Annotated in this window: 19 protein-coding genes; 5 read left to right on the forward strand and 14 right to left on the reverse strand. The window is 40.5% G+C overall.

All coding sequences use genetic code 11. The annotated features are described in order from the left end of the window. Positions 1–433 precede the first annotated feature (433 nt). Both AB6811_RS11195 and AB6811_RS11200 read right to left on the reverse strand, forming a co-directional pair. A complete protein-coding gene (locus AB6811_RS11195; protein WP_369490551.1) occupies positions 434–625 on the reverse strand; it encodes a hypothetical protein in 192 nt (63 codons plus the stop codon). An 809-nt stretch (positions 626–1,434) separates the two neighbouring features. Then, complete coding sequence (locus tag AB6811_RS11200; protein ID WP_369490552.1) at positions 1,435–3,015, reverse strand: peptide chain release factor 3; 1,581 nt, start codon at positions 3,013–3,015, stop codon at positions 1,435–1,437. Positions 3,016–3,537: 522 nt separating this feature from the next. Here AB6811_RS11200 and AB6811_RS11205 point away from each other — a divergent pair. The 3 genes from AB6811_RS11205 (at position 3,538) to AB6811_RS11215 (ending at position 9,895) form a co-directional block, all read left to right on the forward strand. Continuing rightward, positions 3,538–7,548, forward strand: a complete 4,011-nt coding sequence (locus AB6811_RS11205) for a PAS domain S-box protein (protein ID WP_369490553.1) — start codon at positions 3,538–3,540, stop codon at positions 7,546–7,548. Positions 7,549–7,630: 82 nt separating this feature from the next. After that, complete coding sequence (locus AB6811_RS11210; protein WP_369490620.1) at positions 7,631–8,686, forward strand: cobalamin-dependent protein; 1,056 nt, start codon at positions 7,631–7,633, stop codon at positions 8,684–8,686. 3 nt (positions 8,687–8,689) lie between these two features. Beyond that, the gene (locus AB6811_RS11215; RefSeq protein WP_369490554.1) at positions 8,690–9,895 is read left to right on the forward strand and encodes a sensor histidine kinase; all 1,206 of its coding nucleotides are present in this window, start codon (positions 8,690–8,692) and stop codon (positions 9,893–9,895) included. A 779-nt stretch (positions 9,896–10,674) separates the two neighbouring features. Here AB6811_RS11215 and AB6811_RS11220 read toward each other — a convergent pair. The 11 genes from AB6811_RS11220 to AB6811_RS11270 form a co-directional block, all read right to left on the reverse strand. Further along, positions 10,675–10,857: a hypothetical protein gene (locus AB6811_RS11220; protein ID WP_369490555.1), complete on the reverse strand. Its 183-nt coding sequence runs from the start codon at positions 10,855–10,857 to the stop codon at positions 10,675–10,677. A 260-nt stretch (positions 10,858–11,117) separates the two neighbouring features. Continuing rightward, positions 11,118–13,925, reverse strand: a complete 2,808-nt coding sequence (locus AB6811_RS11225; RefSeq protein WP_369490556.1) for an ATP-binding protein — start codon at positions 13,923–13,925, stop codon at positions 11,118–11,120. Positions 13,926–13,943: 18 nt separating this feature from the next. Further along, positions 13,944–14,321, reverse strand: coding sequence for a response regulator (locus AB6811_RS11230; RefSeq protein ID WP_369490557.1), 378 nt, complete (start codon positions 14,319–14,321; stop codon positions 13,944–13,946). A 4-nt stretch (positions 14,322–14,325) separates the two neighbouring features. Next, on the reverse strand, positions 14,326–15,594 hold the full coding sequence (locus AB6811_RS11235; protein WP_369490558.1) for an OmpA family protein: 1,269 nt from the start codon (positions 15,592–15,594) through the stop codon (positions 14,326–14,328). Between the two features lie 8 nt (positions 15,595–15,602). Further along, positions 15,603–16,067: a hypothetical protein gene (locus tag AB6811_RS11240; RefSeq protein WP_369490559.1), complete on the reverse strand. Its 465-nt coding sequence runs from the start codon at positions 16,065–16,067 to the stop codon at positions 15,603–15,605. 17 nt (positions 16,068–16,084) lie between these two features. Then, on the reverse strand, positions 16,085–16,975 hold the full coding sequence (locus AB6811_RS11245; RefSeq protein ID WP_369490560.1) for a hypothetical protein: 891 nt from the start codon (positions 16,973–16,975) through the stop codon (positions 16,085–16,087). Positions 16,976–17,234: 259 nt separating this feature from the next. Then, on the reverse strand, positions 17,235–20,261 hold the full coding sequence (locus tag AB6811_RS11250; protein WP_369490561.1) for an ATP-binding cassette domain-containing protein: 3,027 nt from the start codon (positions 20,259–20,261) through the stop codon (positions 17,235–17,237). Next, complete coding sequence (locus tag AB6811_RS11255; RefSeq protein WP_369490562.1) at positions 20,248–20,892, reverse strand: ATP-binding protein; 645 nt, start codon at positions 20,890–20,892, stop codon at positions 20,248–20,250. Before AB6811_RS11255 ends, AB6811_RS11250 begins: the two co-directional genes overlap by 14 nt. A 50-nt stretch (positions 20,893–20,942) precedes the next feature. After that, positions 20,943–22,229 (reverse strand): dicarboxylate/amino acid:cation symporter, encoded by a 1,287-nt coding sequence (locus tag AB6811_RS11260; RefSeq protein WP_369490563.1) that lies wholly within the window; start codon positions 22,227–22,229, stop codon positions 20,943–20,945. Positions 22,230–22,340: 111 nt separating this feature from the next. Further along, a complete protein-coding gene (locus AB6811_RS11265) occupies positions 22,341–22,865 on the reverse strand; it encodes a hypothetical protein (protein WP_369490564.1) in 525 nt (174 codons plus the stop codon). A 283-nt stretch (positions 22,866–23,148) separates the two neighbouring features. After that, positions 23,149–23,643, reverse strand: a complete 495-nt coding sequence (locus tag AB6811_RS11270) for an FKBP-type peptidyl-prolyl cis-trans isomerase (RefSeq protein WP_369490565.1) — start codon at positions 23,641–23,643, stop codon at positions 23,149–23,151. Between the two features lie 210 nt (positions 23,644–23,853). On the opposite strand from AB6811_RS11270, the gene AB6811_RS11275 reads away from it, so the two are divergent. After that, positions 23,854–24,054 carry a cold-shock protein gene (locus tag AB6811_RS11275; RefSeq protein WP_369490566.1) on the forward strand — a complete coding sequence of 67 codons (201 nt, stop codon included), beginning with the start codon at positions 23,854–23,856 and terminating at the stop codon, positions 24,052–24,054. A 54-nt stretch (positions 24,055–24,108) separates the two neighbouring features. Here AB6811_RS11275 and AB6811_RS11280 read toward each other — a convergent pair whose 3' ends face one another. Continuing rightward, positions 24,109–24,702, reverse strand: coding sequence for a hypothetical protein (locus AB6811_RS11280; protein WP_369490567.1), 594 nt, complete (start codon positions 24,700–24,702; stop codon positions 24,109–24,111). An 88-nt stretch (positions 24,703–24,790) separates the two neighbouring features. Here AB6811_RS11280 and AB6811_RS11285 point away from each other — a divergent pair, with 88 nt between their 5' ends. Beyond that, positions 24,791–25,498, forward strand: coding sequence for an SDR family oxidoreductase (locus AB6811_RS11285; protein ID WP_369490568.1), 708 nt, complete (start codon positions 24,791–24,793; stop codon positions 25,496–25,498). The last annotated feature ends 249 nt before the right edge of the window (positions 25,499–25,747 follow it).

Genomic DNA, 25,747 nt, shown 5'->3' on the forward strand with positions numbered 1-25,747 from the left:
GAACGCAGATGACGCAGATTATAGTGATTTACACTGTGAAACGATTTAAGTTGATGGTTGTTGGTTGATTGTTGATAGTTGATAGTTTGGTGTAATCCCGTCCTATCGTGTCATGCTGAGCTTGCCGAAGCATCGCTTTATGCCTTCACTACCTTTATTTCTTTTTAATTTGTTTTTGGCAATCGCTCTTTACTATGTTTTGCTGTTGCGATGCAACGCATCAGTACTGCTCTTTGCAGTGTCCTAGCGTGCATCGCCTTACATACGGGAGTTCCATGGAGTTACAAATATTACGCCCCCACGGGGCTCGGAGAGTTGTTCGTTGTTCGTTTCTCGATGCTCGTTTAAAACGACCTCACCCCAGCCCCTCTCCTGACAGGAGAGGGGTGCACCGTTAAAGTCTCCCCTCTCAGGGGAGATTTAGAGGGGTCATCTAGGTTGAATGTGGGAAACGACCTAACTCTAGCCCTTTTTCCTGAGAGGGAATGGAGCGGAAGAAGCAAGCAGAGGCATAAAAGCCTGACCCGGCATTGGGTCGGGGGTGTAATGTGGCGGTGGGTCTAGTAAGCGATACCATATGAGACACTCCGATGGAGTGGCGAATAGTATCGCGTGGCAGTTCCACCTACGGGGTACCCATCGGGTCGGGCTTTTCAGCCTTGATTTTCTTTGGTTCTTTCTTGTATCAAGACAAGAAAGAACATGTAAACCGCTCTTTGCCATGTTTTTCCTTTGCGATGCAACGTTTCACCCTTCCTCTTTGGACTTTGCATTGCGTGCATCGCCTAAAATTTTGAATACCACATTACCCAGGGTTAAAACCCTGGGCTAATGTGATTCGCCTTTTCAGGGCAAATGATGCACGCGTCGGGAGACGCGCTCAAACGAGAGGGCTGGAAACGTTGCTCGTTTTTCGTGAAACTATTGTCATGTTGAGCGCAAGCGAAACATCTCAATGTGTCGATTAGAGATCCTTCGCTGCGCTCAGGATGACAAATATAAAGTTGATGCTTGTTCGTGATTGCAATTCTGTGAAACACCGTGTTACACTGTGTAACTCTGTGATACTTGCTAATGCAATGGAATGCAGATGACGCAGATTGGGTGGATTTACCCTGTGAAACGATTTAAGTTGATGGTTGTTGTTTGATTGTTGATAGTTTGGTGTAACCCCGTCCTATCGTGTCATGCTGAGCTTGCCGAAGCATCTCTATGTGCTATCATCCCGTATTTAATGAGATTCCTCGACTTGCTCGGAATGACAATGGAGTTATAAATGTTTAGCTCCTACAGGACTGTTCACGGTAAACCTGAAAAAATTTCCTCAATAAAGTTTATCAGGTATCACAAATTAATACAGGGTTTCACAGTACTTTACTGTGTCAAACATTTTGTAATAACTATCAACCATCAACAAACAACTAACAACCTATATTAAAACTCTGAAGTGAAGTGGAACTTAATATCGGGGAACTTTTCAATAGCCATTTGTAGGGAGTAAGGTGAATCGGCCAGGAATACCTCACGCCCATGCTTATCGAGGGCAAGGTTATTATACTTTCGAATACGGAAATCGTCGAGTTGGGCCTTGTTATTGGTTTCAATCCAGCAAGCCTTGTAAAGGTTTATGGGTTCGTAGCGGCATTTAGCACCATACTCATGCTCCAACCGGAACTGAATAACATCAAACTGTAAAGCACCCACTGTACCTATAATCTTCCTACCATTGGATTTTTGGGTGAAGAGCTGGGCTACACCCTCATCGGTTAGCTGCTCAATTCCTTTTGCCAGTTGCTTATACTTTAAGGGGTCGGCATTCTCAATGTAGCGGAAAAGCTCAGGGGCAAAGTTAGGGATACCTTTAAAGTTCATAACCTCGCCCTCAGTAAGGGTATCGCCAATCTTGAAATTGCCTGAATCGGGCAAGCCAATTATGTCGCCGGGGTATGCAAACTCCACTATCGACTTTTTATCGGCCAAGAATGCGTTGGGGCTGGAAAAACGGAACGATTTTCCTAATCTTACGTGGAAGTATGGAACATTACGCTCAAACCGACCAGAGCATATCTTTAGGAATGCTATCCTGTTACGGTGATTGGGATCCATGTTGGCAAAAATTTTAAACACAAATCCGCTAAATTTTTGCTCAAATGGTGTAACCGTACGGGTATCGGTAGTGATAGGGCCGGGATGGGGAGCAATTTGTACAAAACAATCCAGGAGTTCCTTAACCCCAAAGTTGTTTAGGGCACTACCAAAGAAAACGGGAGCCACCTCGCCGGAAAGGTAGGTTTTGATATCGAACTCCGGGTAAACCTCGTTAACAATCTCAATCTCCTCAAGAAACTTATTGGTGTAGGGCTTAATGTAAGAATCCAGTTCAGGCGAGTTCAAATCAGATATCTCAACTATATCGTCGGCAATGGTTTGCTTATTCTCACCGGAGAAAAGGAAGAGTTTCTGCTCAAAAAGGTTGTAAACCCCCTTGAACGATGGCCCCTGGCTAATTGGCCAGCTAAGCGGGCGTACCTTAATCTGAAGTTCCTTCTCAATCTCATCGAGCAGGTCGAATGGGTCGTTGCCAGGCCTATCGAGCTTGTTGATAAAGATGATTACGGGAGTTTTACGCATGCGGCAAACCTCCATGAGCTTGCGGGTTTGCGCCTCAACGCCTTTTGCATGGTCAATAACAATTATAACGCTATCGACAGCAGTAAGGGTACGATATGTATCCTCGGCAAAATCCTGGTGACCAGGTGTATCGAGAATGTTAATTTTATAGTTCTGATACTCAAACTCCATTACCGATGTGGAAACCGAAATACCACGCTGGCGCTCTATCTCCATGAAATCGGACGTGGCAGTCTTTTTAATCTTATTGCTTTTAACGGCACCTGCAATGTGAATTGCTCCGCCAAAGAGCAGCAACTTTTCGGTTAGGGTTGTCTTACCGGCATCGGGATGGCTAACAATGGCAAATGTTCGGCGGCGCTTAACTTCGTCCTCAAAAATCATATATCTTCATTTATGGCTTGCAAAATTAGCAATTATTAGCCTTTAAATGAATTAAGGTGCGAAGAAAAAGAAAGTAAGGGTTGATGATTTATGATGATTAGCCTTAAATAGTTTACATCCCTTTAATCATTCTGAGCGTTGCGAGGGATTTTATTTATAGTGTGCAGTGTTCAGTGTACAGGGGTGATTGTGTTTGGTGTTTAGTGTTTTGGGTTTGGTTAGTTTAACCTGTGTAAATCAACTTAATAAGTGCAATTTGCGTTCAATTTTGAGTCAATCAACCGTCAAATCCTTTTGTCATTCAGATCGCAGCCAGGGATCCATTAATGGGTTATAAAGGTAAAGTGATGCTTCGGCAGGGTTCAGCATAAAAGAGAGATGTTTCAATGGAGTATTTCTTGGTATATCAGGACTCAATATGACATATATCAATAACTAAAGAATATTGGTTATTGATTATTGATTATTGATTTAAGATAAAATATTGCCTAAATTTATGGTGATACCAAATTTTTTACATCCATGGAAAATCCCATAGTTATTGGAATACTTGAAAATGCAGCAATACTAATTGCATCTGCAGTTCTATACGATTTTATTTGGTTAAAGTCCGATAAAAGTAGAAAGATTCGCACACAGATTTTGCTTGGCCTACTCATTGCGGGAATAGGTATAGTTCTTATGAATAGCCCATGGATATTAGTTGAAGGGATAGTATTCGATACCCGATCGGTATTGCTCACCATTTCGGGACTGTTTTTTGGCGGGGTAACCACAGTGGTTGCAGCGGTAATTGTTGCTACATCCCGATTGATGATGGGTGGTGCTGGGATGTATATGGGAGTGGCAGTAATAGTAAGTTCATCGCTTATCAGCCTGCTTTGGCGGAAAGTTCGTCCAGACATAATTGCGAATAAAAACCTTGGTGAGGTTTACTTGGTTAGCATTATAGTTCACCTGGTGATGCTTGGATGCACAATTTTCTTACCCGAAGAAAACAGAATGGCCACCCTGCTTGTAATATGGTGGCCAGTAATACTAATTTACCCTTTAGCTACAGTCCTAATAGCAAAGCTACTTTTTAGTAGGAAGGAAAACTGGAAACAGAAAGATAAACTTAAGGAAAGCGAGGAGCGATACCGTTTGATTTTTGAAAACAATCCCAATCCCATGTGGATTCAAGATCTTGAAACACTAAATTTTTTGGAAGTTAATAGGGCTGCCATTACTCATTACGGTTATACCAGGGAAGAGTTTTTAAACATGACTCTAAAAGACATCAGACATGAAGATGACCTTTCAAAATTGAATGGTGACATACAAGCCCTTGACGGTATTTATCAAACATCCTTTAGCTGCATACATAAGAAAAAGAACGGTGAAATTATACATGTTCAAGTAGCATCGCATAGAATTACTTACAAGGGAAGACCAGCGAAACATGTCATGGTTAGCGATGTAAGTGAATTGGTTAAGTCGCATAAATTACTAAGCCAGAAAGAACAAGAATTCAGGGAGATATTTAACTCAGGATTTGACTCCATTCAAATAGTTGACACCGAAAGTGGAAAAATAATTGATTGTAACAATATTACAATGGAGATGTATGGTTTCACAAAGGAAGAAATTATTAATGGGATTATTGGTGATTTAAGTGCAAACATAGAACCCTTTACCAAAGAAAAAGCTCAAGAGTACATAAAAAAAACCATTAAAGGCGAACCCCAGGATTTTGAATGGCTAGCACGTAAAAAAAATGGGGAAACATTTTGGGTTAACGTGCGACTCAAGCTAGTTGAAATTGGAGGTGTTAATAGGGTAATGGCCATTATAAGAGATATTTCGGATAGAAAAAGGACAGAGCAAAACTTTATTGAAAGTGAACAACGGTTTTTACGTGTAATGCATTTCTCAAAGGATGCAATTGGAATACTGGATGAAAATTTTCACTTTATTGATTGTAATGACTCTGCGGCACGACTCCATGGTTTTAAATCGCGTATTGAACTGCTTAAAAACTCACCTCACCCTTCGACTCTAAGTCCACAAACTCAACCTTGTGGGAGTTCATCGTATGAGCTAGCCAACAAAATGATTGAAATTGCACTTGAACAGGGTTTTAACAAATTTGAATGGCTCCATAAAAAAGTAAATGGACAAAAATTCTGGGCAGAGGTGTCGCTAACACCAATTGTATTTAATGGAAAACGGATGATATATGCTGTATGGCGCGATATATCTGATCAAAAAAACAAGCAAAATCGAATTGAGAGACTACTAAAGATATTGGATGAGAGTATAAACGAAGTATATATTTTCCGATGCGACAATCTAAAATTTATTGAATTTAACAAAACTGCTGTGAATAACTTAGGTTATTCACCAGAGGAATTACTTGAGCTTACCGCACTTGATTTAAAACCATACCTAACAGCTGAAAAATTTAACGAATTGTTAAAACCTCTTAACGACGGAACTTCATCTAAGATATATTTTGAGACAATACATCGCCGTAAGAATGGTACTGAATATCCCGTTGAGGTCTATGTTGAGAAAACAAAGGCTTCAGATATCGATGTTTACAATGCAATTGTTTTAGATATTAGCCAAAGAAAAAAATATTTGACCGAATTAAAACAACGCGAACATGAACTCCGCGAAATTTTTGACTCAACCCTTGAAGCCATTTTGATTTACGACATTGAAACCAGTAAAATTGTTGACTGCAATAGGCAAACTCAAACGCTTTACGGATACAGCAAGGATGAACTAATTGGTAAACATTTGGGCACCCTTAGTGCAAACGATCAAAAGTACAATATTGCTGAAGCCACAAAATGGGTTGAGAAAGCGTTGACAGTTGGACCACAAACCTACACCTGGCTTGGTAAAAAGAAAAGCGGCGAAACATTCTGGGTAGAGATATCGCTCAAAAAATCAAATATTGGAGGGGTTGATAGACTTATGGCTGTAGTGCGCGATATTACCGAACGTATTGCCCACCAGCATGAAATTGAAAGACGCGAGAAGGAGTACAGCGAGATATTCAACGCTACTGCCGAGGCAATTCTGATTTATGACCCACATGCTAACCTTATAGTTGATTGTAACAATAGGGCAGTTGAAATGTATGGGTATAATGACAAAAGAGGGTTTTTGAGCATTGGGTTGAATGCCCTTGGAGCCAATGTTGAGCCATATACAAACGATAAAGTTGGATATTATTCCCAAAAAGCCGCCAAGGAGGGACCACAAAGGTTCGACTGGTTGGCAAAGCGAAAGAACGGAGAGCATTTTTGGGTTGAGGTTAACCTACGCCTCACAAAAATTGGTGGTGCTGAACGGGAACTTATAGTAATCCGCGATATTACTGACCGAAAAAGGTTTGAAGATGACCTAGTAAAGGCAAAGGAAAAAGTTGAGGAAAGTGATAGGTTAAAGTCGGCCTTCCTGGCTAACCTGTCGCACGAAATTAGAACACCCATGAACGCCATAATGGGGTTAGGCGATCTTTTAAAATATACTCAGGATGAACAGAAAAGAAAGGAATACATTGATGTTATCCAAAAAAGCGGTTTCCGTTTAATGGATATTATCAATGAAACTGTAGAGATTGCCAAACTCGATACGGGGCTTATTAAAACCAATCCGGAAACCTTTAACCTTGACCAGCTAATGCAGGATATTTACAATGAGCTGAAAATAAAAATTTCAGAAAACAGGGAACTTGAACTAATATATTTATCCCCAAACACAACATCGGAAACATACATTTACACGGATAGGGTTAAGCTGCAACAAATACTGATAAATCTGATAACAAACGGAATAAAATACACCCCGCGCGGAGCGGTGGCATTCGGTTATGAAGTAAAGGATAACCGTGTGGTGTTCAATGTTAAGGATACCGGTATTGGAATTGACCGTAAGAATAGGGAAATGGTTTTTAAGCGATTTTACAGGGTAGAGAACCCATTAACCATTAAGGTAGGTGGAATTGGACTTGGGCTTGCCATTACAAAAGCTTACACTGAGCTTTTGGGTGGTACCATTGAGTTAGACTCTGAGCTTGGAAAAGGCACATCCGTAACAGTTACTTTACCTTACTTAACCGGTGAACCAAAAACCGAGGTTTTTGTGGAAATACCACCCGACCAGCTAAAAGGGGAAAATGAACTTATTCTGGTTGCCGAAGACGATGAGTTTAACTTTATGTATATTAATGAGATACTAAGGCAATTCAACTACAAATGTATGAGGGCGGCCAACGGGGGGGAAGCAGTAAGCATCGCTCAAAATAACGATAACATAAAACTTATCCTAATGGACTTGAAAATGCCAATAATGGATGGATTCAAAGCCTTTGAGGAGATAAGGAAATTTAAACCCCAAATACCCATAGTAGCCCAAACCGCTTATGTGCTTGGTGAAGATAAAACCAAAATTGAAACCTATGGTTTTGATGGTTACCTAACCAAGCCACTAAAAAAAGATGAACTACTTAGAGTTGTAAAGGAGAGGATAAAAAAATAGTCATTTAAAATGGAGCAAATTACAACAGATTGATATTTGTTTTTATCATACAAGCTGCAATACTAGTTGAGTAAAAAAACTAATAAAGAATAAAACAACTAAAATGGATATTGCAAACATCCTGAAAGAAAAATCGGAGGTAATAGCGCTAAGCCTTGTTACCTATCAGTTTCAGCTAAGGCCTGAGGAGTGGGCCCGATACGGCACTAGCGGTATCGAAGTTAGTTTACGCGACGCGCGCTACCTATTGGACTACCTGTATGAGTCCATTGTAGCAAACGATCCACAAATCCTTGTAAATTACTCGCTGTGGGCCGATGAGCTATTCAAAGGCCTAAAGCTACCCGAAAATACCATGCACGAAACACTCGAATGCCTAAAAGTTACAATTAGCCGTGAATTCCCTGAGCTCCACTACAAGGCTTCGCAGGTTATTGATGAATCGTTAATGGCTCTCAGAACCAACCAAAAACATTTGCTCCCAATCAATACACTTACCCCTTTAAACGAGCAAGCTAACCAATACATTGAATTGCTGCTTAATGGTAATAGACACGAAGCATTACAATTCATCAATCAACTCTCCAACCAGGGAGTAGCGGTTAAGGATATTTACCTGGAAATATTTCAGGCAGCTCAGTATCAAATTGGGCAGCTTTGGTTCCAAAGCAAAATAAGTGTTGCAAAGGAACACTATTGCACCGCTGTTACACAGCAAGCCATGTCCATGCTATACCCTAAAATATTCACCACTCAACGTAAAGGTTTAAGTTTTGTAGCAGCTTGTGTTGGGAATGAACTCCATGAAATTGGTATACGAATGGTTGCGGACTTCTTTGAGATGGATGGCTGGGACACCTACTACCTGGGAGCTAATACTCCTACTGAAAGTATAGTAAAAGCGGCAAACGAGAGGAATGCCGATTTGCTAGGACTATCCATTGCATTACCCATTCATCGTAGCATACTCAAGGATGTGATTGAGCAAATAAAACCAAAGCTCCCACAAAAAACCAAAATAATTATTGGTGGATACGCTCTTAACCAAGCAAGCGTTAACCCCAACTGGTTTGGAGCCCATGCCTATGCTCCCAATGCATTAAAAGCTGTTGAGGTTGGAAATACAATAGCCGCATAGTATATGGCAACTGAAGGCATTAAGGGAATAGTTCTAAGTTGCGATACCAAGGGCATAATTACCAACGTTATTCATAATGAATTACTGGAAGATAGGAATTCTATAAAAGGAAGGCATTTCCCGGCTATTCTTCACCCATCAAGTATCGAAAAGGGTTTTAGATTTATCGATGATATCAACACCAAACTCTTTTCGTTTGACCACTACTTAACCATACAGAACGCCGGCCGTAGATACAGGCTTTATTTTATTGGACTAAAACTTAATGATGAAATCCTGATAATTGGCTCTGAGAACCACCAGGAAGCCTTTTCGCTGATTGAGGAGATGCAAAAAATCAATAACGAGCAAGCCAACCTGATCCTTAAGCTGATGAAAGATAAGTTCACCTCACCCCCACCCGACGATAAAGAGGTGCAAACCCTTTTCAACGAGCTTACCCGAATTAACAACGAGCTGGTTAACCTACAACGTGAGCTGAATAGGAAAAATGCAGAACTTGAGCGATTGAACGAGCTAAAGAATAGCTTTATTGGCATGGCTGCACATGACCTGCGCAACCCCCTTGGGGTAATTCAGAACTACGCCGAATTCCTGGCAGAGCAAACCTCCGATACGCTTACTGAAAATCAACGCTGGCTGCTTGAGGTTATTCAGCAATCGGCTCATTTCATGTTGGGACTGGTGGAGGATCTGCTCGATTACAATAAGATTGAATCGGGCAAACTTGAATTATTAAAGACCACAATCAATCTTAATACCACCATTGAACGTTGGGTTACCATTCAAATCGATTTGGCAAAGCAAAAAAAAATTGCCATTAAGTATTATTCATCCGATGACGAAATAATCATTGATGCTGATTTAAGAAAGCTGGAACAGGTTTTTAACAACTTGATTTCAAATGCTATTAAGTTCTCGTTTCCCGGTTCTGAGATCAATGTACAAATCGACAGAAAAGGAGAGTTTGCAACCATAAGCGTTAGGGATCAGGGTATAGGAATGACTCAGGAACAGCTTGAAAAGCTTTTTAAACCCTTTGTTCGCATAGCTGCCGAAGGAACGGCAGGCGAGAAATGTACTGGTTTAGGCCTATCAATTGTAAAGAAGATTGTTGAGGGTCATGGTGGGCGCATTGAGGTAAGTAGCACCCCGAACAAGGGGACTGAGTTTGTTGTGTATTTGCCACTGAAAAAGGATAAAGGATAAAGGGTAAAGGATTAGTTGATAGTTGTTGGTTGATAGTTGTTTGGTATTGCCCCGTCCTATCGTGTCATACTGAGTTCCCGATATATCGGGATAGATTCCACCAAAGAATCTCTTTTTCTTTTATCTTTCTAAGATCCCTCGACTAAGCTCGGGATGACAAAACACATACTTCTTCTACTCCACTGTCATGCTGAGCACCGCCGAAGCATCTCTTTTTACCTCCAATACATTTATACCTTTTGATTAGTTTCCAAGCAGTCGCTTTTTGGAATGTTTTTCCCATTGCGATGCAGCGTTTCACCCTTGCTCTTTGGAAAATGTATTGCGTGCATCGCTATGCATGAGGGAGTAACTATTGTGTTACTAATATTACGCCCCTACGGGGCTGGGAGAGTTGTTCGTTGTTCGTGAAACAATTGTCATGCTGTGCCCAGTCGAATCATCTCTTTTTACCTCCAATACATTCCTTTTGATTAGTTTCCAAGCAGTCGCTTTTTGGAATGTTTTTCCCCTTGCGATGCAGCGTTTCACCCTTGCTCTTTGGAATGCCATGGCGTGCATCGCTATGCATTAGGGAGTAACTATTGGTTACAAATATTACGCCCCTACGGGGCTGGGAGAGTTGTTCGTTGCTCGATGTTCGTGGAAAACGACCTCACCCCCAGCCCTTCTCCTGATATGAAAGGGGAAAAGCAATTAGGAAACTTTTTTGCATGGCTAACGTCTCCTCTCTCAGGGGAGATTTCGAGGGGTCATCTAGGTTTATATGGGTAACGACCTTACCCTAGCCCTTTCCCCTGAGAGGGAATGGAGCGGAAGATGCAGGCAGTGGCATAAAAGCCTGACCCGCTAATGGGTCGGGGGTGGAACGTGGCGGTGGGCTTAGTAAGCGATACCACATGAGTCACGCCGCAGGCGTGGCGAATAGTATCGCGGGGTAGTTCCACCCACGGGGCACCCATCGGGTCGGGCTTTTCAGCCTTGATTTTCTTTGGTTCTTTCTTGTATCAAGACAAGAAAGAACAAGTCAATAATTCTTTTTAATGATTTTTCTTTTGCGATGCAACGCTTCAGTGTTGCTCTTTGGAATATGCATTGCGTTCATCGCCTAAAATTTTGAATACCACAACACCTTGGGTTAAAACCCTGGTTTAAAGCAATTTGCCTTTTCATGACAAATATTGCACGCGTCTGAAGTCGCGCTCAAACAATGTAAAAAACATCATTCTTTAACCAAATGCTTTTGCAGCATGCCAATTAGCTTATCGCGGAATATGGGTTTGGCAATGTAATCCACACAACCTACCTCAAAAGCTTTTTTCCTATCGCTCTCAGCAGCATAAGCTGTTTGGGCAATGATTGGCACATTAGGGTTAATTCGCTTAAATTCCTCAATTACATCGTATCCGGTCATATCGGGAAGCTTTATGTCCATTAAAACTGCATCGTACGATGAGTTCTGCTTAAAATGGTCGATGGCACTACTACCGGTGCTCTCTATGTGATAGTTTACATTCAATCCGCTAAAAAGCTCGTTGAAGTAGGCAATGTTGAAAGCATCGTCCTCAACTACCAAAAGATTCAGATTTTTAATCACTTCCGGATTCACAGGTTCAATCTCAATTTCCTCAACTTTCTTTATGGGCTTGTAAGGTATTGAGAAGTAGAATGTGGTACCTTTGCCAACCTCAGACTCAAGCCATATTTTTCCGTTGAGCAGGTTAGCCAAACTTTGAACAATGGTAAGTCCAAGTCCAAGCCCGTCATAAATCACTCCCTTAGGGCTAACCTTTTGGAAACGCTCAAATATTTTATCCTGCATGTCGTGTGGTATGCCAATTCCCGTATCGGCAACCCGGAATACAATTGAACCGTTGGTAAGCTCATGGAATCCAAACTCAATGTAACCACTATGTGTAAACTTTAAGGCATTATGGATAAGGTTAACAAGTACCTGGCGTAGTTTTGGCTCATCGCTTTCAATCAGGTTCGATACGTGAGCGGGTAAAGGTAATAGCCTTAACTCAATTTCCTCACGCTCCATACGTTTTTTGTAACCCTCAAAGGTTTGAACCAGATCGGTAAAAATACCATTTAAATCAAAAGGCTTAAATTCAGCCTTAAGCTGTCCCGATTCGATACGGGAAATATCGAGTAGCTCGTTAACAATATCAAGCAAATCGTATGAGCGCTGTTTTATTACGCCCGTGTAGTAGCTAATCTTATCTTCATCGTCGTGGTCCGATTCAAGAATTTCAGCAAAGCCAACAATGGCGTTCATGGGTGTACGAATCTCGTGGCTAATGTTCTGCAAAAAAGCCGTTTTGAGTTTATCGCTCTCCTCTGCTTTCTCCTTTGCAATTATAAGTTCGTTAATTAATCTTCTTTTGTCGGTTATGTCAATTTTCACTGAAAGGTAATAGGCGTTTTTACCAAGTTCATCGGTAATAGGAACAATTATTGATTCCTCATAAAAAACCTCACCATTCTTCCGCTTATTGATAAATTCACCCTTCCAAGTGCTACCGGAAGTAAGTGTATCCCACAATTCAACATAAAGTTCTTTAGATGTTTGTCCCGACTGTAAAATACGTGGGTTTTTACCCATAACCTCATGGGGTTCATAACCGGTTACCTTGGTAAAGGTAGAGTTTACATATACAATTTCGGGCTTTAGAGTGGTAATTACAACCGATACAGGGCTTTGCTCAACGGCTGTGGAAAGTAACTTTACAGTATCGGCCTTGCGTTTGTAATCAATTGTTCGTGCTACCTGCTCGGAGAAATACTCCAAAATGTATTGCTCACTCTCCCCAAAAGCATTGATATTGGTATAGTGCTGAACCGCCATTACCCCGAGTATATTACCATGGAATTTAAGGGGAACTCCCAACCATGCCATTGGTTTTGTTCCAATTAGGTCAATCTCATTTTTAAAAATTAGCTCATCGAAGCAACTTGGTTGGCAAAGAAGAGTTTTTCCCGTACGAATTACATACTCAGTTAATCCATGGCCATCCCTACGGGGATTTGGGGTTTTAATATCGGTAGAATCGACAAAGTAAGGGAACGATACCTCATTGTTTTCGGAATTATAAAGGGCTATATAGAAGTTATCGATATTAATTAAATCGGAAACTATTTTATGGGTTACCGTAAAAATCCTGTTCAACGAGAAGTTGGTGCTGGTCATTCGGGCAATATCGTAAACCGCTTTTTGCAGCGCCTTGTCAATTTCTTCGCGGGTAACATCCCTTAGAATAACCTCAATGGACTGGAATGACTGGTTATTTTTAAAACCAGGAATATAAATAGCCTCCACCCACTTATAATTTTCGTTACCAACGCTTATCTTGAATCGACGCTTAATGAATTCATTGCTGGTTCCAGCGTTTTCAAGGATTAGCTTAATGCGTTCATCAGGGATAAACCTGTTCCTAAGCTCTGGTTGTGCTTTATGCTGCTTAAGGTTAAAACCTAAAATGCGCTCTGCCTCCCTGTTAATGTATTCAACGTAAACATCTGGCTTAAGAATAACCCTTACAATACCAAAGGGAAACTCGCTATGAATTCTATCGACATGGGTGCTATACCCATTGAATGGAGCGTAGGGTAATATGCAGCTATCGGCCTTACTGGTAAAGTAATATTTAAGCAATGTTGCCTGTAACCATTCTTTGTTGGTGCAATGAACCACATCGTCAATATCCATACTGAGTAATTTAGCAGTATCGAGGTTTACGGCATCATGGTCGAGCAAGGCAACAACCTGAACTTGGGGAGCTGTCTCATTTCTTACCGAAACCGCTTGCTCAATTAAACCGTAACTATTAGATGTTAAATGCACCAATAAAACGCCGTTGAAACGCTGGCTTAAAACATTATTAACCCCGGAAAGCGAATCAACCTGTAAAAATTTACAATGTGAAAATTCAGAACGATTAAGCAATTCCTTTACCCATTCTGTACAATTGGACTGATTCGATGAGTAAAGAAGTATATGCCAGTTTCTACCTTCAACGGGTTTCATCAAGTAAAATGTTAAGGGTTACAGAAATTTGTATAGAGTACGGTAAATCTTATCGCTGCTAAGGGGTTTGGTTAAAAAATCGGAGCAGCCAGAATCTAGGGCTTCAGCCCTATCGGCATCGGTAACAAAGGCGGTTTGAGCAATAATGATAGTGTTTGGAAGGAACTCCTTTATTCTTCGGGTTGCCTCATGCCCACTTATACCCGGAAGCTTAAGGTCCATGAAAATTAAATCGGGGTTGTGAGCGCGTGCCTGTTCAACCGCCTGCTCGCCATTGTATGCAGTTACAATTTTAGCCTTTGTTTTTGCAAGGAAATTCTGGATAATTAGAGAGGTGAACTTATCGTCCTCAACCACCAGAATGGTTTTATTGCTTAAATCTTTTATATTCTCCATGGCACTATTCTTTAATGGTAAAAAAACGAACCGCTACAAGCGATGAGTAGAAAACGCATGGCAAACCCTCGCGGTAAAATCGATATTTGGGCGAAATGGATTTATAGTCCTCAAAAGTTCTTAACCGTATCCTGCCACCACTAATGCCCATTTCCTGCAAATACTCCATCATGGCTTTTAGTCGGCTACTTGCATCAACTGTATCGTTTTCAACCTCGTGAATGATACCATTAAGCTCAATTCCTAAGTTGGGGTTTTGAGCCAAGAAATTGATAAGCCAGTATAGCTGGCAGAGGCTACGGGGTTTGGTGCCAGGTTGTCCAATATCAAAGTAAACCTCATCTAGTAAAGCAATATATCTACTTAGGGTATTAATTTCTAAAAGTTCATGCCTTTTAAGCATGCTAAAGGGAATGAAGCGAGGCGAGAGCACCTTTACATCCTCTTTTTTAACAGGCTCAAGCCTGAAATCATCTATGTAATAGTAGGCAACCTGGTTGGTGAGTATGGCGCGCTGAAGGGTTGTGTTTAAGGAACTAATATCGTTTGGAAAATAGGCTGTTTGACTATCAGGGAAAAAGTTGCCTAAAGTCATAAAAGACTCGCCGCCACGGGTTTTAAAGGTATCGGCAAATTCAACCCAAATTCCCGGTGTGCAGTGTAGTACCGCTGTGTCAATAAAAATAGCTGGTTTGATAGGCAGGACACCATCCTTTTGGGTTAATGGCTTATCAGTAAAAGCAATGCCAAGTTTGTTCGATACAAATGTAGAGTGCTGGGCAAGTGCATACTTAAGGCTAATGCGGTAAAGCTGGTTAGGCTGCAGGGGTGTAACCAACTGCGTTTGAATATACTCCCTGTAGTTTATAGGTTTAACCTTACGCTTGGTATCGGGCTTTTTAATGTTAGCATTTGTTATAGTAACAGGTGCAAGGGGGCCGCTATGTACGTAGTCGCGGTAATCAATTTCCTCCTTCACGTCAGGGGTGTCGAGCAACACTAAGCCAATAAAGCCATCGCCCTCGGCCGGGAAAATACTACCCATAAAGTTCTGGGGTACTCCAACCATCTCCTTACTACAACGGTTAAAGTAATCGGGGGTACCCTTGGTTGGCATTACCCAATTGGGTAAGAAGCGTTTTGTGTATTCAACCGTATAGTTATCGGGACAAACATAGTATTTTTCAAAGCTGCCATTCCTAATGAGATTCTGAGCCGTTAAGGAATAACAAGAAAAAAACAAATAAGTTATTATGTAAATATTAGCTCTCATACCTAAAGTTAAAAACCTGTTTTGGGTACTTTGCGCCAGTATATTGCTATGCCGACACATACTCGAGAATCAGAAACATCCTGAAACTCCTTTTTAGTAGCTAAAACAGTAATTTCAAAAAGAACGTTTTTGGTCTTTTCAACTGTAAATCCTACTGTTTCAACGTAGTCGTCGTTTGCATTATCGTAAAAAACCGAATTGTCGTTTGCATTAATAATTCTGTACTGAACAGGGTAGTAACCCCTTTCGGTACATATACCAATTTTATAGTCGTAACCACCAAAAAGTACAACCTGGTAGGTAAAGGTTTTCTTGGCTTCAACCATACGGCTTCGGGACTGGCCAAACCGCTTAAAATCCTCAATATCGGGAGGTGTACACTCCCTAATTGTATGAAAACCAGAACATTGAGCCTGTACCGTTACAATAGCCGCGATAAAGAGTGAAACTGTAAGTATAATTTGCTTAAACATAGCAGAAAGGTTTTAGATTAATACTTAAGGTCAATCAGCTTTTTACGAGCATTGGCAACCATGTTGCGTAGCTGCGCTAGATCGGCTTTGCTAAGCTTTGTAGTATCGCCACCAGTTATGGTGAAATGTTCCTTACTATCAGTTACTACCGATTCGTTACCAGCTGAAGTTAGTTTCTCCTTGAAAAACTTGAAAATTTCAGTAACATCCTCGGTTATGCTTTTAAATTCAGGTTTATTACTATTGTATGCAATAAAGTTATTGTAGTAATTGTCAAAAACGGCGCTCTGGTCAATAACCGTAGCTATTGCTTCGTCGGGGTTTGCAGCATTCTCAATTGAGTTAATCCCTATATGCAATACCTCAATGGCTGCACCAATACCAATCATTGAGAGTAACTCCCTATTGCCAGATTCAAGGATAGTGTTGTATGCGTTTTGCGAGAAATCTTCAAAAATGGCATCCAGTGAGTCAGGGTTGTTTAGGTTAGCATCAAATCGCTGAAAGTAAGCATCGTTCAGTATGGAGCCTATTCCCAAATCGCGAGTTAGCTCCTGTAAGGCTTTAAAGTATTCCGAGGAAGCATTCCTCTGGTTGTAGTAATTGGTATAGGCAAAGTCGGCAAAGTACACGCCTAAAATCAGTGCCTTATGCTTAACCATAACCGTTTTTTTCTCAATGCCAAGGGGTGCCATGTAGCTATCGGAATACTTAATTCCCGATGAAAGGACAATGCTCAGCACCTCCGAAGGTGTGGGTAGCATAATTTCCATTTGATCCTGAATCAGTGTATCCTCACTAAATTCATTATCAACATCAGCTTGATTGGTTTTACCTCCTGAGCAGGAGTAAAACATTGCTGCAAACAGCATTGCTAAAACCACGAAATAAAATCGGAATTGTTTCATAAAACAAGGTATTAGGGTTCAATATTTTCATGTTCAACAGTTATCGCCAATTTAAGTTTTTCCTATTAAAAAAGCAAGTGATAAAAAGCAAGAATGTGGTAAACGTTCAGAAAATTAGTTTTGGTAGCAAATTGTTTGTTTAACATTTACACAAAAGATGAAACAGAACTGATAAAGGATAAAGGATAAAGATTAAAGGATTAAGGATAAAGGATAACAATTTGATATAATAGGGACGAGGGTGCATTAATAATATTCCCTAAAAACCCTTTACTAGCTTAAATAGCTTGAGTTGAACCATTGAATTGGAGAGTTTTGGTAAAATATCAAATAGTAAGATGAGGTAAATACCTACAAGAAAAACAAGAAGCACGGCAACATTAAAAATGAAGGTGTCAAATAGCTGGTTTGCTATGCGCTTAGCTGGAGCAAGGAAGTGTGCTCTACCCCATCTATTCGTGGGAATCTTAAAAACCGGATCGATTGTTTGAACCAGCCTATTCTCAACCACCTGAATGGCTGTTATATTCTTGCGGGCAAGAGTCAAATCATCTACTCCCCTATTGGTATGCATTTGCTTAAACTCTAAAAAGGCTTCCGCACTGTTGAACTGGCTCTGTAGCTTTGTAGTAATTTGATCCTTTTTTCTAATAATCCTCGAATAGTTTTGTTGTTGTTTTTGCTGAAGCTCATGGAGCATAATCTCAAGCTTACGGAATTCAACGGTATTTGGCATTGGTAATTCAGTAATATCGATATTTAGTTGACTTAAACCGCTTTTAATGAGATTTTTAAGCCTATGCCTGTTAATGCTATCGGACTGGCTACAGCCCTGAATAAGCTGAAAAAGTTTTGGAATTAGGTACTGCGATTGAATACGGCTTTGGCTTTCGGCCATATCAATTTCAAAAAAATATCGCTCATAGGCATTATTCTTGAACTGATGAACAAGCAAGGCTTCCATTCCCCACATGGAGGGAGAAACTACTCCAATTACCGGCACAACCTCAGTATTTGCTAACCGATGGTTCATCCTATCAAAAGGAATGGTTATACCGCTTAGGATAATCTGGGGTATAACCAGGAATGGAACAATAAGATAGGCGGCCGATAACGATTTGAAAATGGTTGAAACTATGAGGCCAGCAATATTCCCGAAAAATCCCATTAAAATCAGTATCACCCAAATAGCCAAAAACATTCCCTTTACCTTGAGGATATAAATAGATATTGCCGTGTATATTAGCGTTTGAAGGATGGTTAAGCCAAAGTAAAAAAGCACCTTTGAATTATAGTAGGCTTTGCGGTTCAGAAAAAGAAAGGCCTCGCGCTTATTGATATTGGCATCCTTAATAACACTATCGGAAGTTACTATCATACCTAAGAACATGGACGCAATAATACTGGTAAGAAAGAAAATGGGTATGTTATAGTTTTCGTAAAAGATGTAGGTGTACCCCCCCTGTTCATTCGGAAACGAATACTTGCTGAAAAGGGCTATAACGGCAGCAAGTAAAACGGGTATAACAAAAGCGAAAATAAAAAATTCAATATCGCGTAACTTGCTAAGGGTAAGCCTTGTGAGAAATACTTCAAGCTGCTTAACCCAATCTGCTTTAACTGATTTACTTTCCGGTAATGGATTTATGGTGATTTCTCCTTCGTCGGTAGGTATGAAGCGACTGCTCCAAACTATGGGCTTTACTTTTCGGATTTCAGTGAGCTGGCCAAATTCATCAACCTGCTTCTCATCAATTATGTCGAAAATCTCATCGGATTTTATGTTCTTGCAAACGCTGCACTCCACCTCATCGGCATCAATGCGGCCAGCATGCATCTTAAAGTAACGGACAGCCTCAAGCGGATTACCGTAGTACACCATATATCCGCCCTGGTCAAGCACCAATATCTTATCAAATAACCTATAAATTTCACTGGAGGGTTGATGGATGTTTACAAGCACTAACCTTCCAGATAGCGCTTGCTCCTTGAGCAACGACATAACTCTAAGCGAGTCGGCCGATGACAAGCCCGATGTTGGCTCATCGACAAGCAACAACTTTGGCTCCCTGATGATTTCGGAAACTATATTCAGCCTTTTGCGCTGTCCACCACTAATGTTCCGCGATAGAGAACTTCCAACCTTTAGGTTACGGATATGGTATAGTCCAAACTCAGCGAGCTTAGCATTCACTAACTCCTTGGTTTGCTCAACAGTTAAATTACCTAGGGCAAGCCGTGCAGTATAGTATAAATTCTCAAAAACGGTTAGGTTTTCAAAAAGCGAATCGTCCTGAGGAACAAAACCTATTAACTTTTGAATCTTCGATAACCCCTCCCTATAGCTAACACCGTTTAAAGAAATTTTACCTCTTTTGGGTGACAATGAGCCATTGAGAAGGTTAAAGAAAGTTGACTTTCCAACCCCACTCCCGCCCAATATTCCCACTAACTCACCCGATGTAGCAGTTAGCGACAAGTTGTGTAATCCAAAGTTCGAACGGGGATAGGTAAACTCAACATTTTTCAGGTTCAAAGTTATTGATTCATGTTGGGATAATCCTTTAAACTGGCCAATAACCTTACCATAGTATAAAAGCGGTTTGCCATTTTGTGAAATAACTGACCCACTCTGAAATGAGTAAATTGCCTTTGGCTGTATGGGCTTTGAGTTTAGCTGTAAGTTTTCCTTTCCCTGGTAACGGAAAAAGATTGTGGAAACATCGGGAAAGTAAACAAATACAAAATACCCATCAATCTGTTCCCTTTTTACAAAATGAAAGCCTTCCAATTCAGGGCTTACCGACTTTACTATTAGGATATTCCTCCGGTCGTGTACTTCGTAAAGTTTGCCCGAAACAAAGCTGCTGCATAAGCTATAGGTTTCAGCCGATATTTTTAGCTCATCGGCTATCTGCTTTATTTTACCGGCAATGCTATTTGATTTTGATAGTAGAATTGCATTTTTCTGAACAAACAATCCAAATTCAAGGAGATTAATAAGTAGTAAGAGCCTTTGCTGAATGGAACTTTCCCTATTTAATTTGTTACAAATCTTATTAACATCAATGCTACTATCGGTTTGCTTGCTATTCCTGATTACCAGTTTTAGCTCCTCTTTCTGCTTTTTCCCAATCCTGGGATTTACAAGGCGAGTGAAAAGAACTTCAGTGTAAATTTCTGCAAGCTTTTGAAGGCTGGCATCGCCATTAAGCACTATATGAGCAAAAAGGTTAACCTGTGAATTTACCAAAAGCTCGTTCATAGCATTGCTATTGTTGGCCATAAATTTCCATTACAGTGTGGCCATTTTTTTTGTAAACGGAAAAAGGTATGCTGAATTTTCTAAAACTATGTACACATAGGGCAATATCTATCTCTACCGACTGGTTATCGCTAAACTGGGTAAACTTGTCGGCAACATACCCATTGTCGAATGCTGATATGGAAATTTTCTGGGATCGCTCTTCGCCACTAACCTTTATGGCAGAACCACTTTCAAGAACTGACATGAACTGCTCAAAAGCTATCAGAACTGACTGGTAAATAATATCTCTATCGGCTTCAACCTCAAAACTTGATAAGTCCTTGCTTAGTTCAATATTAACGCCAAAGAAACCGATAAAATCATTCAGCTCAAGTACAGCGTGTTTTAGTAAATCGACCAATTCAAATCGCTCGTTTGATGCTTGCATTGATGGGTTGAGTAAATCGGAAAGGAGCTGCGAACGTAACGAGAATTTTTCGAACCTTACCGTGCTTAATTCCAGAATGTGAAGTATTTCAAGGAGGTTTGGATCGTTGCTTAGTGAACGTATAAGCTGAATTGGGCCGGTAATGCCATTAAGTAGAGTTCGTGACTCAAACCCTACCTGGCGTAGAATTTCAGAGTGACTTGAGTAATCGTTTAGTTTCATGGCTAACTTATGTCAGCCTAAGGTAATAAAAAAAGCTGAAAGTTGTTCATCTACTCACCAAGTTTCCCCTCGCTTTTAGCAATTATTGTAGCAATCATTGCATCGCCGGTTACATTTAGTGTTGTGCGAAGCATGTCGAGTGGACGGTCAATGGCAAGAATTAGGGCTAATCCCTCAACTGGCAAGCCCACAGAGTTCAGAACAATAATTAGCATTACAATACCCGCTCCGGGCACACCCGCTGAGCCAATTGATGCCAAAGTTGCCGTAATAAGTATGGTGAGAAGTTGGACTAAAGTAAGTTCAACCCCAAAAACCTCGGCAATGAAAACTGTTGCAACAGCCTGGTATAGACTTGTTCCATCCATGTTTATGGTAACCCCTACCGGCAATACAAAACTCGATATTTCATTGGGAACATTCAATTCCTTCTCCACCTGCTCCATGGTAACCGGTAGTGTGGCGGCGCTCGAGCTGGTAGAGAATGCCACTAGCTGAGCAGGAAAAATGGCACGAAAAAATTTTTTAAAGTTGACCTTAGCGTAAAGCTTCAAAAATGTGGGGTAAACCAAAGTGATAATTAATAACAATCCAAGTATTACGGTTAGAGCGTATAACCCCAGCGAGGTAAAAAGTTGAACCGATGACCCTAAATCGGTTCCTACAAAATCGACTAAAAGAGTTACCATTAATGCAAACACACCAAAAGGGGCAAAAAGCATGACAATATCCACTATTTTGAGAATTACCTCATTCAATCCCGCAACAAAATCCTTTACTATCGCCACCTTTGAATGGGGAACAAGAATTAACGCAACACCAAACAGTAAGGCAAAGAAAATGACCTGCAGCATGGAGGTGTTATTGGATGCTGCGTTTACAATGTTCTCAGGAACTATATCCACGAGGAATTGCAGAGGTGATTGCTGTGTGATTCCCTCGGCGGCTTGTTGCCGTTTGGCTAAATCGAACGAGTATTTTTCAAGTAATTCAACTCTTTTTGCTTCACTAACATAGCTTCCGGGGCGGACAACACTCACTAAAACCAGCCCAATTGTTACAGCAATTATTGTAGTAACAATGTAAAATGAAATGGTTTTTATTCCCAGCTTTGACAAGCGACTAACATCGCTTAAGCCGCTAACCCCACTCACCAACGATGCAAATATTAGCGGCATGGCAATAAGCTTAAGCAGGTTCAGGAAAATGGTTCCAAAAGGCTTGATATAGTCAGTGGCAAAATGCTGTATTCCAAAAGTAATTACCAAAATTCCAAATGCCAAGCCAAGGAACATGCCTATCAAAATCTTGACGTAAAGGGGTAATTTGCGAAGCATAGACAGGAATTTAAGGATAAAGGATAAAGGTTAAAGGATAAAGGATAAAGGTTAAAGTTTAAAATTTCAGATTTCAGATTTCAAATAATATTCAAATTTCTGGTTTCATAGCTAAAGAGGATCAACTGTGCCCCTAAACTCGCCGGTAAAGTGGATAAAATCAGCGGTTTGGATATCAATCTTGTAGCTCATTAGCCTACCCAGGTTAACCACATCGAATGTACCAGCCTTAATAGTGTATATTTTGCCGGTATCCTGTGCAAAATCGTAGTTGTAGTATATTTTGCATGAATCGGCAGTATATATTTCCTTTTGTGAAAAGATGTCGATGGTGTAAAGACCATTCTTAACTTCAGCAATGTTTTCTGAGTAAAAGTATCCGGTTACTAAGGATCCAGTCCCGGTAAATTTACCGGCATCGGTGCTGTAGCTTACTCCCTCACCAAGCAGGTTTATAACAAATGGAGTTGCGCCTGTTTCAAGGGCATCGCTATACTTATGGCTATAGCCCCGGTAAAGGGTGAACTCTCCATCGTTAAACCTGATGATATTTATGTCCTGGTCGTCATTATCGTTTTTACAGCTGGTTACAATGGCCAGCGCCATCAGAACCATTCCTAAAAGTTTACGTTTCATCCGTACAAAATATTTTAATTATTAATTACTAAATAATTACTTTCTTGCTTTTAACAAACTTTATCGAGCGGATGGAACACCCATAGTTTGACTTCGTCGAGCTCGCAAAAAACGCTCGGTTGTTCATCTGTGTTTGTGCAAGCTGCCTTTAATGGGTGTTTCATAATCTGAAAGTATTAGGCAAGTAATTAAATATTACTGCTAAAATAGTAAAAATGTTACATAATGTAAAAAAGGAGGTGAATAATTCACCCCCTTTTACTTACAAAAGCTGAAATATCTGTTAGTGGCCGTGGCCCATTCCATGCACATGACCATGGTTAATCTCTTCGGCAGTAGCTTCGCGAATGTTTTCAACCTTACCGGTGAAGTAAAGGTCCTTTCCAGCTAGGGGGTGGTTAAAATCCATAACCACGGAGCTATCGGTAACTTCAACCACTGTTCCATCAAGCGCATTTCCTTCGGAGTCGCGCATGGGTAAGCGGTTGCCAATAACCAGGAGATCTTCCTGGAGTTCACCATCAATAACAAAAATCTCCTTGGGTAGCTCAACAATGGCCTGGTCGTTAACCTCGCCGTAACCATCCTTGCTTGGAATCATAAATTCAAAGGAATCGCCTTCAGCGAGGTCTTTAATATTATCCTCAAAAAGAGGCAAGAGCTGGCCATGCCCATAGAGGAATACAAGTGGATTATCTGCCTGTGCAGCATCAATCAAATCGCCATCAACCTTTAGTTCATAGCTAATTGATACAACTTTGTTTTTGGAAACGTTCATGTAAATTGTTTTAGAATATTAATTCATCAAAGAAAATACTTTCTTTTGGTATAAACAAGCGTGTAAGGTTAATTGTTCGCATTTAAGGTTGATAAATTTTGGTTATAGGTAAACAAAAAAGGTAAAATGATGTTGTTTATTCAAATAATAGTTACATATTTGTAATGTTTTAAAACAATCAATTTATTCACAATTTATTTTTAACGTAACATGAAAGGTAAAGTAAAATGGTTTGATGCAGCAAAAGGCTATGGCTTTATTCAAACCGAAGAAGGTAACGATGTATTCGTTCACTACACAGGAATTCAACGCGAAGGTTTTAAACGCTTAGATGAAGGTCAAGACGTTAGCTTCGAAATTTCTGAAGGCAAACGTGGTCCACAGGCCACAAATGTAGTTGTGTTAGAATAACATTTATTCCTAACATAATAAAAGAAAAGGCCTCTGTTTGAGGCCTTTTTTATTTTAAAACGTGATAGAGAACCGAAGAATAGGGTTTGAAGTGTATGGCGAATAGCGGTTATCGGTTAAATCCCAAAGAACCAAAAAGTTAACGGCTGCCCTATCGCCTATCCGTTGACGCCAGCCTCCACCTACCATATACATCCGTATCCATCCCATGCCTTGGGTAGAGGTAATGTCAAAAAACTTACGGTCAAGGTAAAGGTTCTCGAACTCACCGTGAATTACAAAACCACCATGAAGCTTAACGCCAAAGGCTTCATTAAAATCGGGGATGGGTAAAATATCGGTAAAACCAGAATATCCCCAAATGGTAGTAGTTACCGGTTTTATACTGGTGTTTGAGGGGTCAAAGCTAAACCTTTCCCTGCGATAGGTATAACGCCCTCCTACCCCAACCGACCATTGTGGAAAAATCCAAATGCCACCCTGGGGCAATACATCAATTTGGGTTATGCGATTTCCAATAGCTAGGCCTAAACTACCCCCAAAGTATACTCTATCCGAAAATCGTTGGAAATCGCCATGTTTTCGTTGCGAAAAGGCAAGGGTGCTTACCGAAACAAATATTACTAGAAAGATAGATTTTTTCAGCATAATACTGATGTTTACTTACTAATATGAACACAATATTAGCCATTTATGTTTAATTGGTTAACTTTATGTCTGTTAAAAAAGATTAGCGATGAACATAGTTATTACTGGCGCCTCGCAGGGCATAGGTTATGCAACTGCGATTGAACTAGCCCAAAAAGGAGGTAACACCATTCTCTGTATAGCCCGAAACGGGCATAACTTAGAAAAACTACAGAATGAGGTTGCGAAGATTAACCCAGCCTCAACCGTTATCCCTGTAGTTTACGACTTGACAAAACTCTGCCAAGGAACTGAGGATATTGGCTCAATCATAAGAAAGCATATCGACAAGGTTGATATTCTGATAAATAATGCAGGATTGCTTTATGCAAAACGCCTTACTGAGCTTACATACGAACAAATAAGCAGTATGTTAGAGGTTAATTACCTTGCCCCTATCCTTTTGATAAAACAGCTAATACCATTAATGGATGCTGGTAGCCACGTGGTAAACATTAGCAGTATGGGTGGATTTCAGGGAAGCGTTAAGTTTCCTGGCCTATCGGTTTATGCTTCATCAAAAGCAGCCCTAGCTTCCGCAACCGAGAACCTTGCCGAGGAGTTCAAAAGCACAGGTATTGCTTTTAACTGCTTAGCTCTAGGCGCTACCGATACCGAAATGCTTCGCAATGCTTTTCCTGGCTACAAGGCTCCCTTGACCGCTCAGGAAATGGCTAGCTTTATTGCATACTTTGCACAGAACGGGAATAGGTTCTTTAATGGGAAAATACTGCCTGTAAGCGTTAGTACACCGTAAGTAAGAAAGGATAAAGGTTAAAGGATTAGTTGATAGTTGACAGTTGAAAGTTGATAGCAAAAACACCAAACACCAAACACCAAACACTAAAAACTAAAAACTAAAAACCAAACACTACTCTCCATCTTCCCTGTAAACTGCACACTGTACACTATTCAAAAGATCCTTCGTTACGCTCAGGGTGACATTGCAAATGCTAGATATACAATGACTTTCCTTACCTCACCCCCAAAAAAAAGAGGGGCATTT

This window comes from Tenuifilum sp. 4138str, from assembly GCF_041102575.1.
Taxonomy (GTDB): domain Bacteria; phylum Bacteroidota; class Bacteroidia; order Bacteroidales; family Tenuifilaceae; genus Tenuifilum; species Tenuifilum osseticum.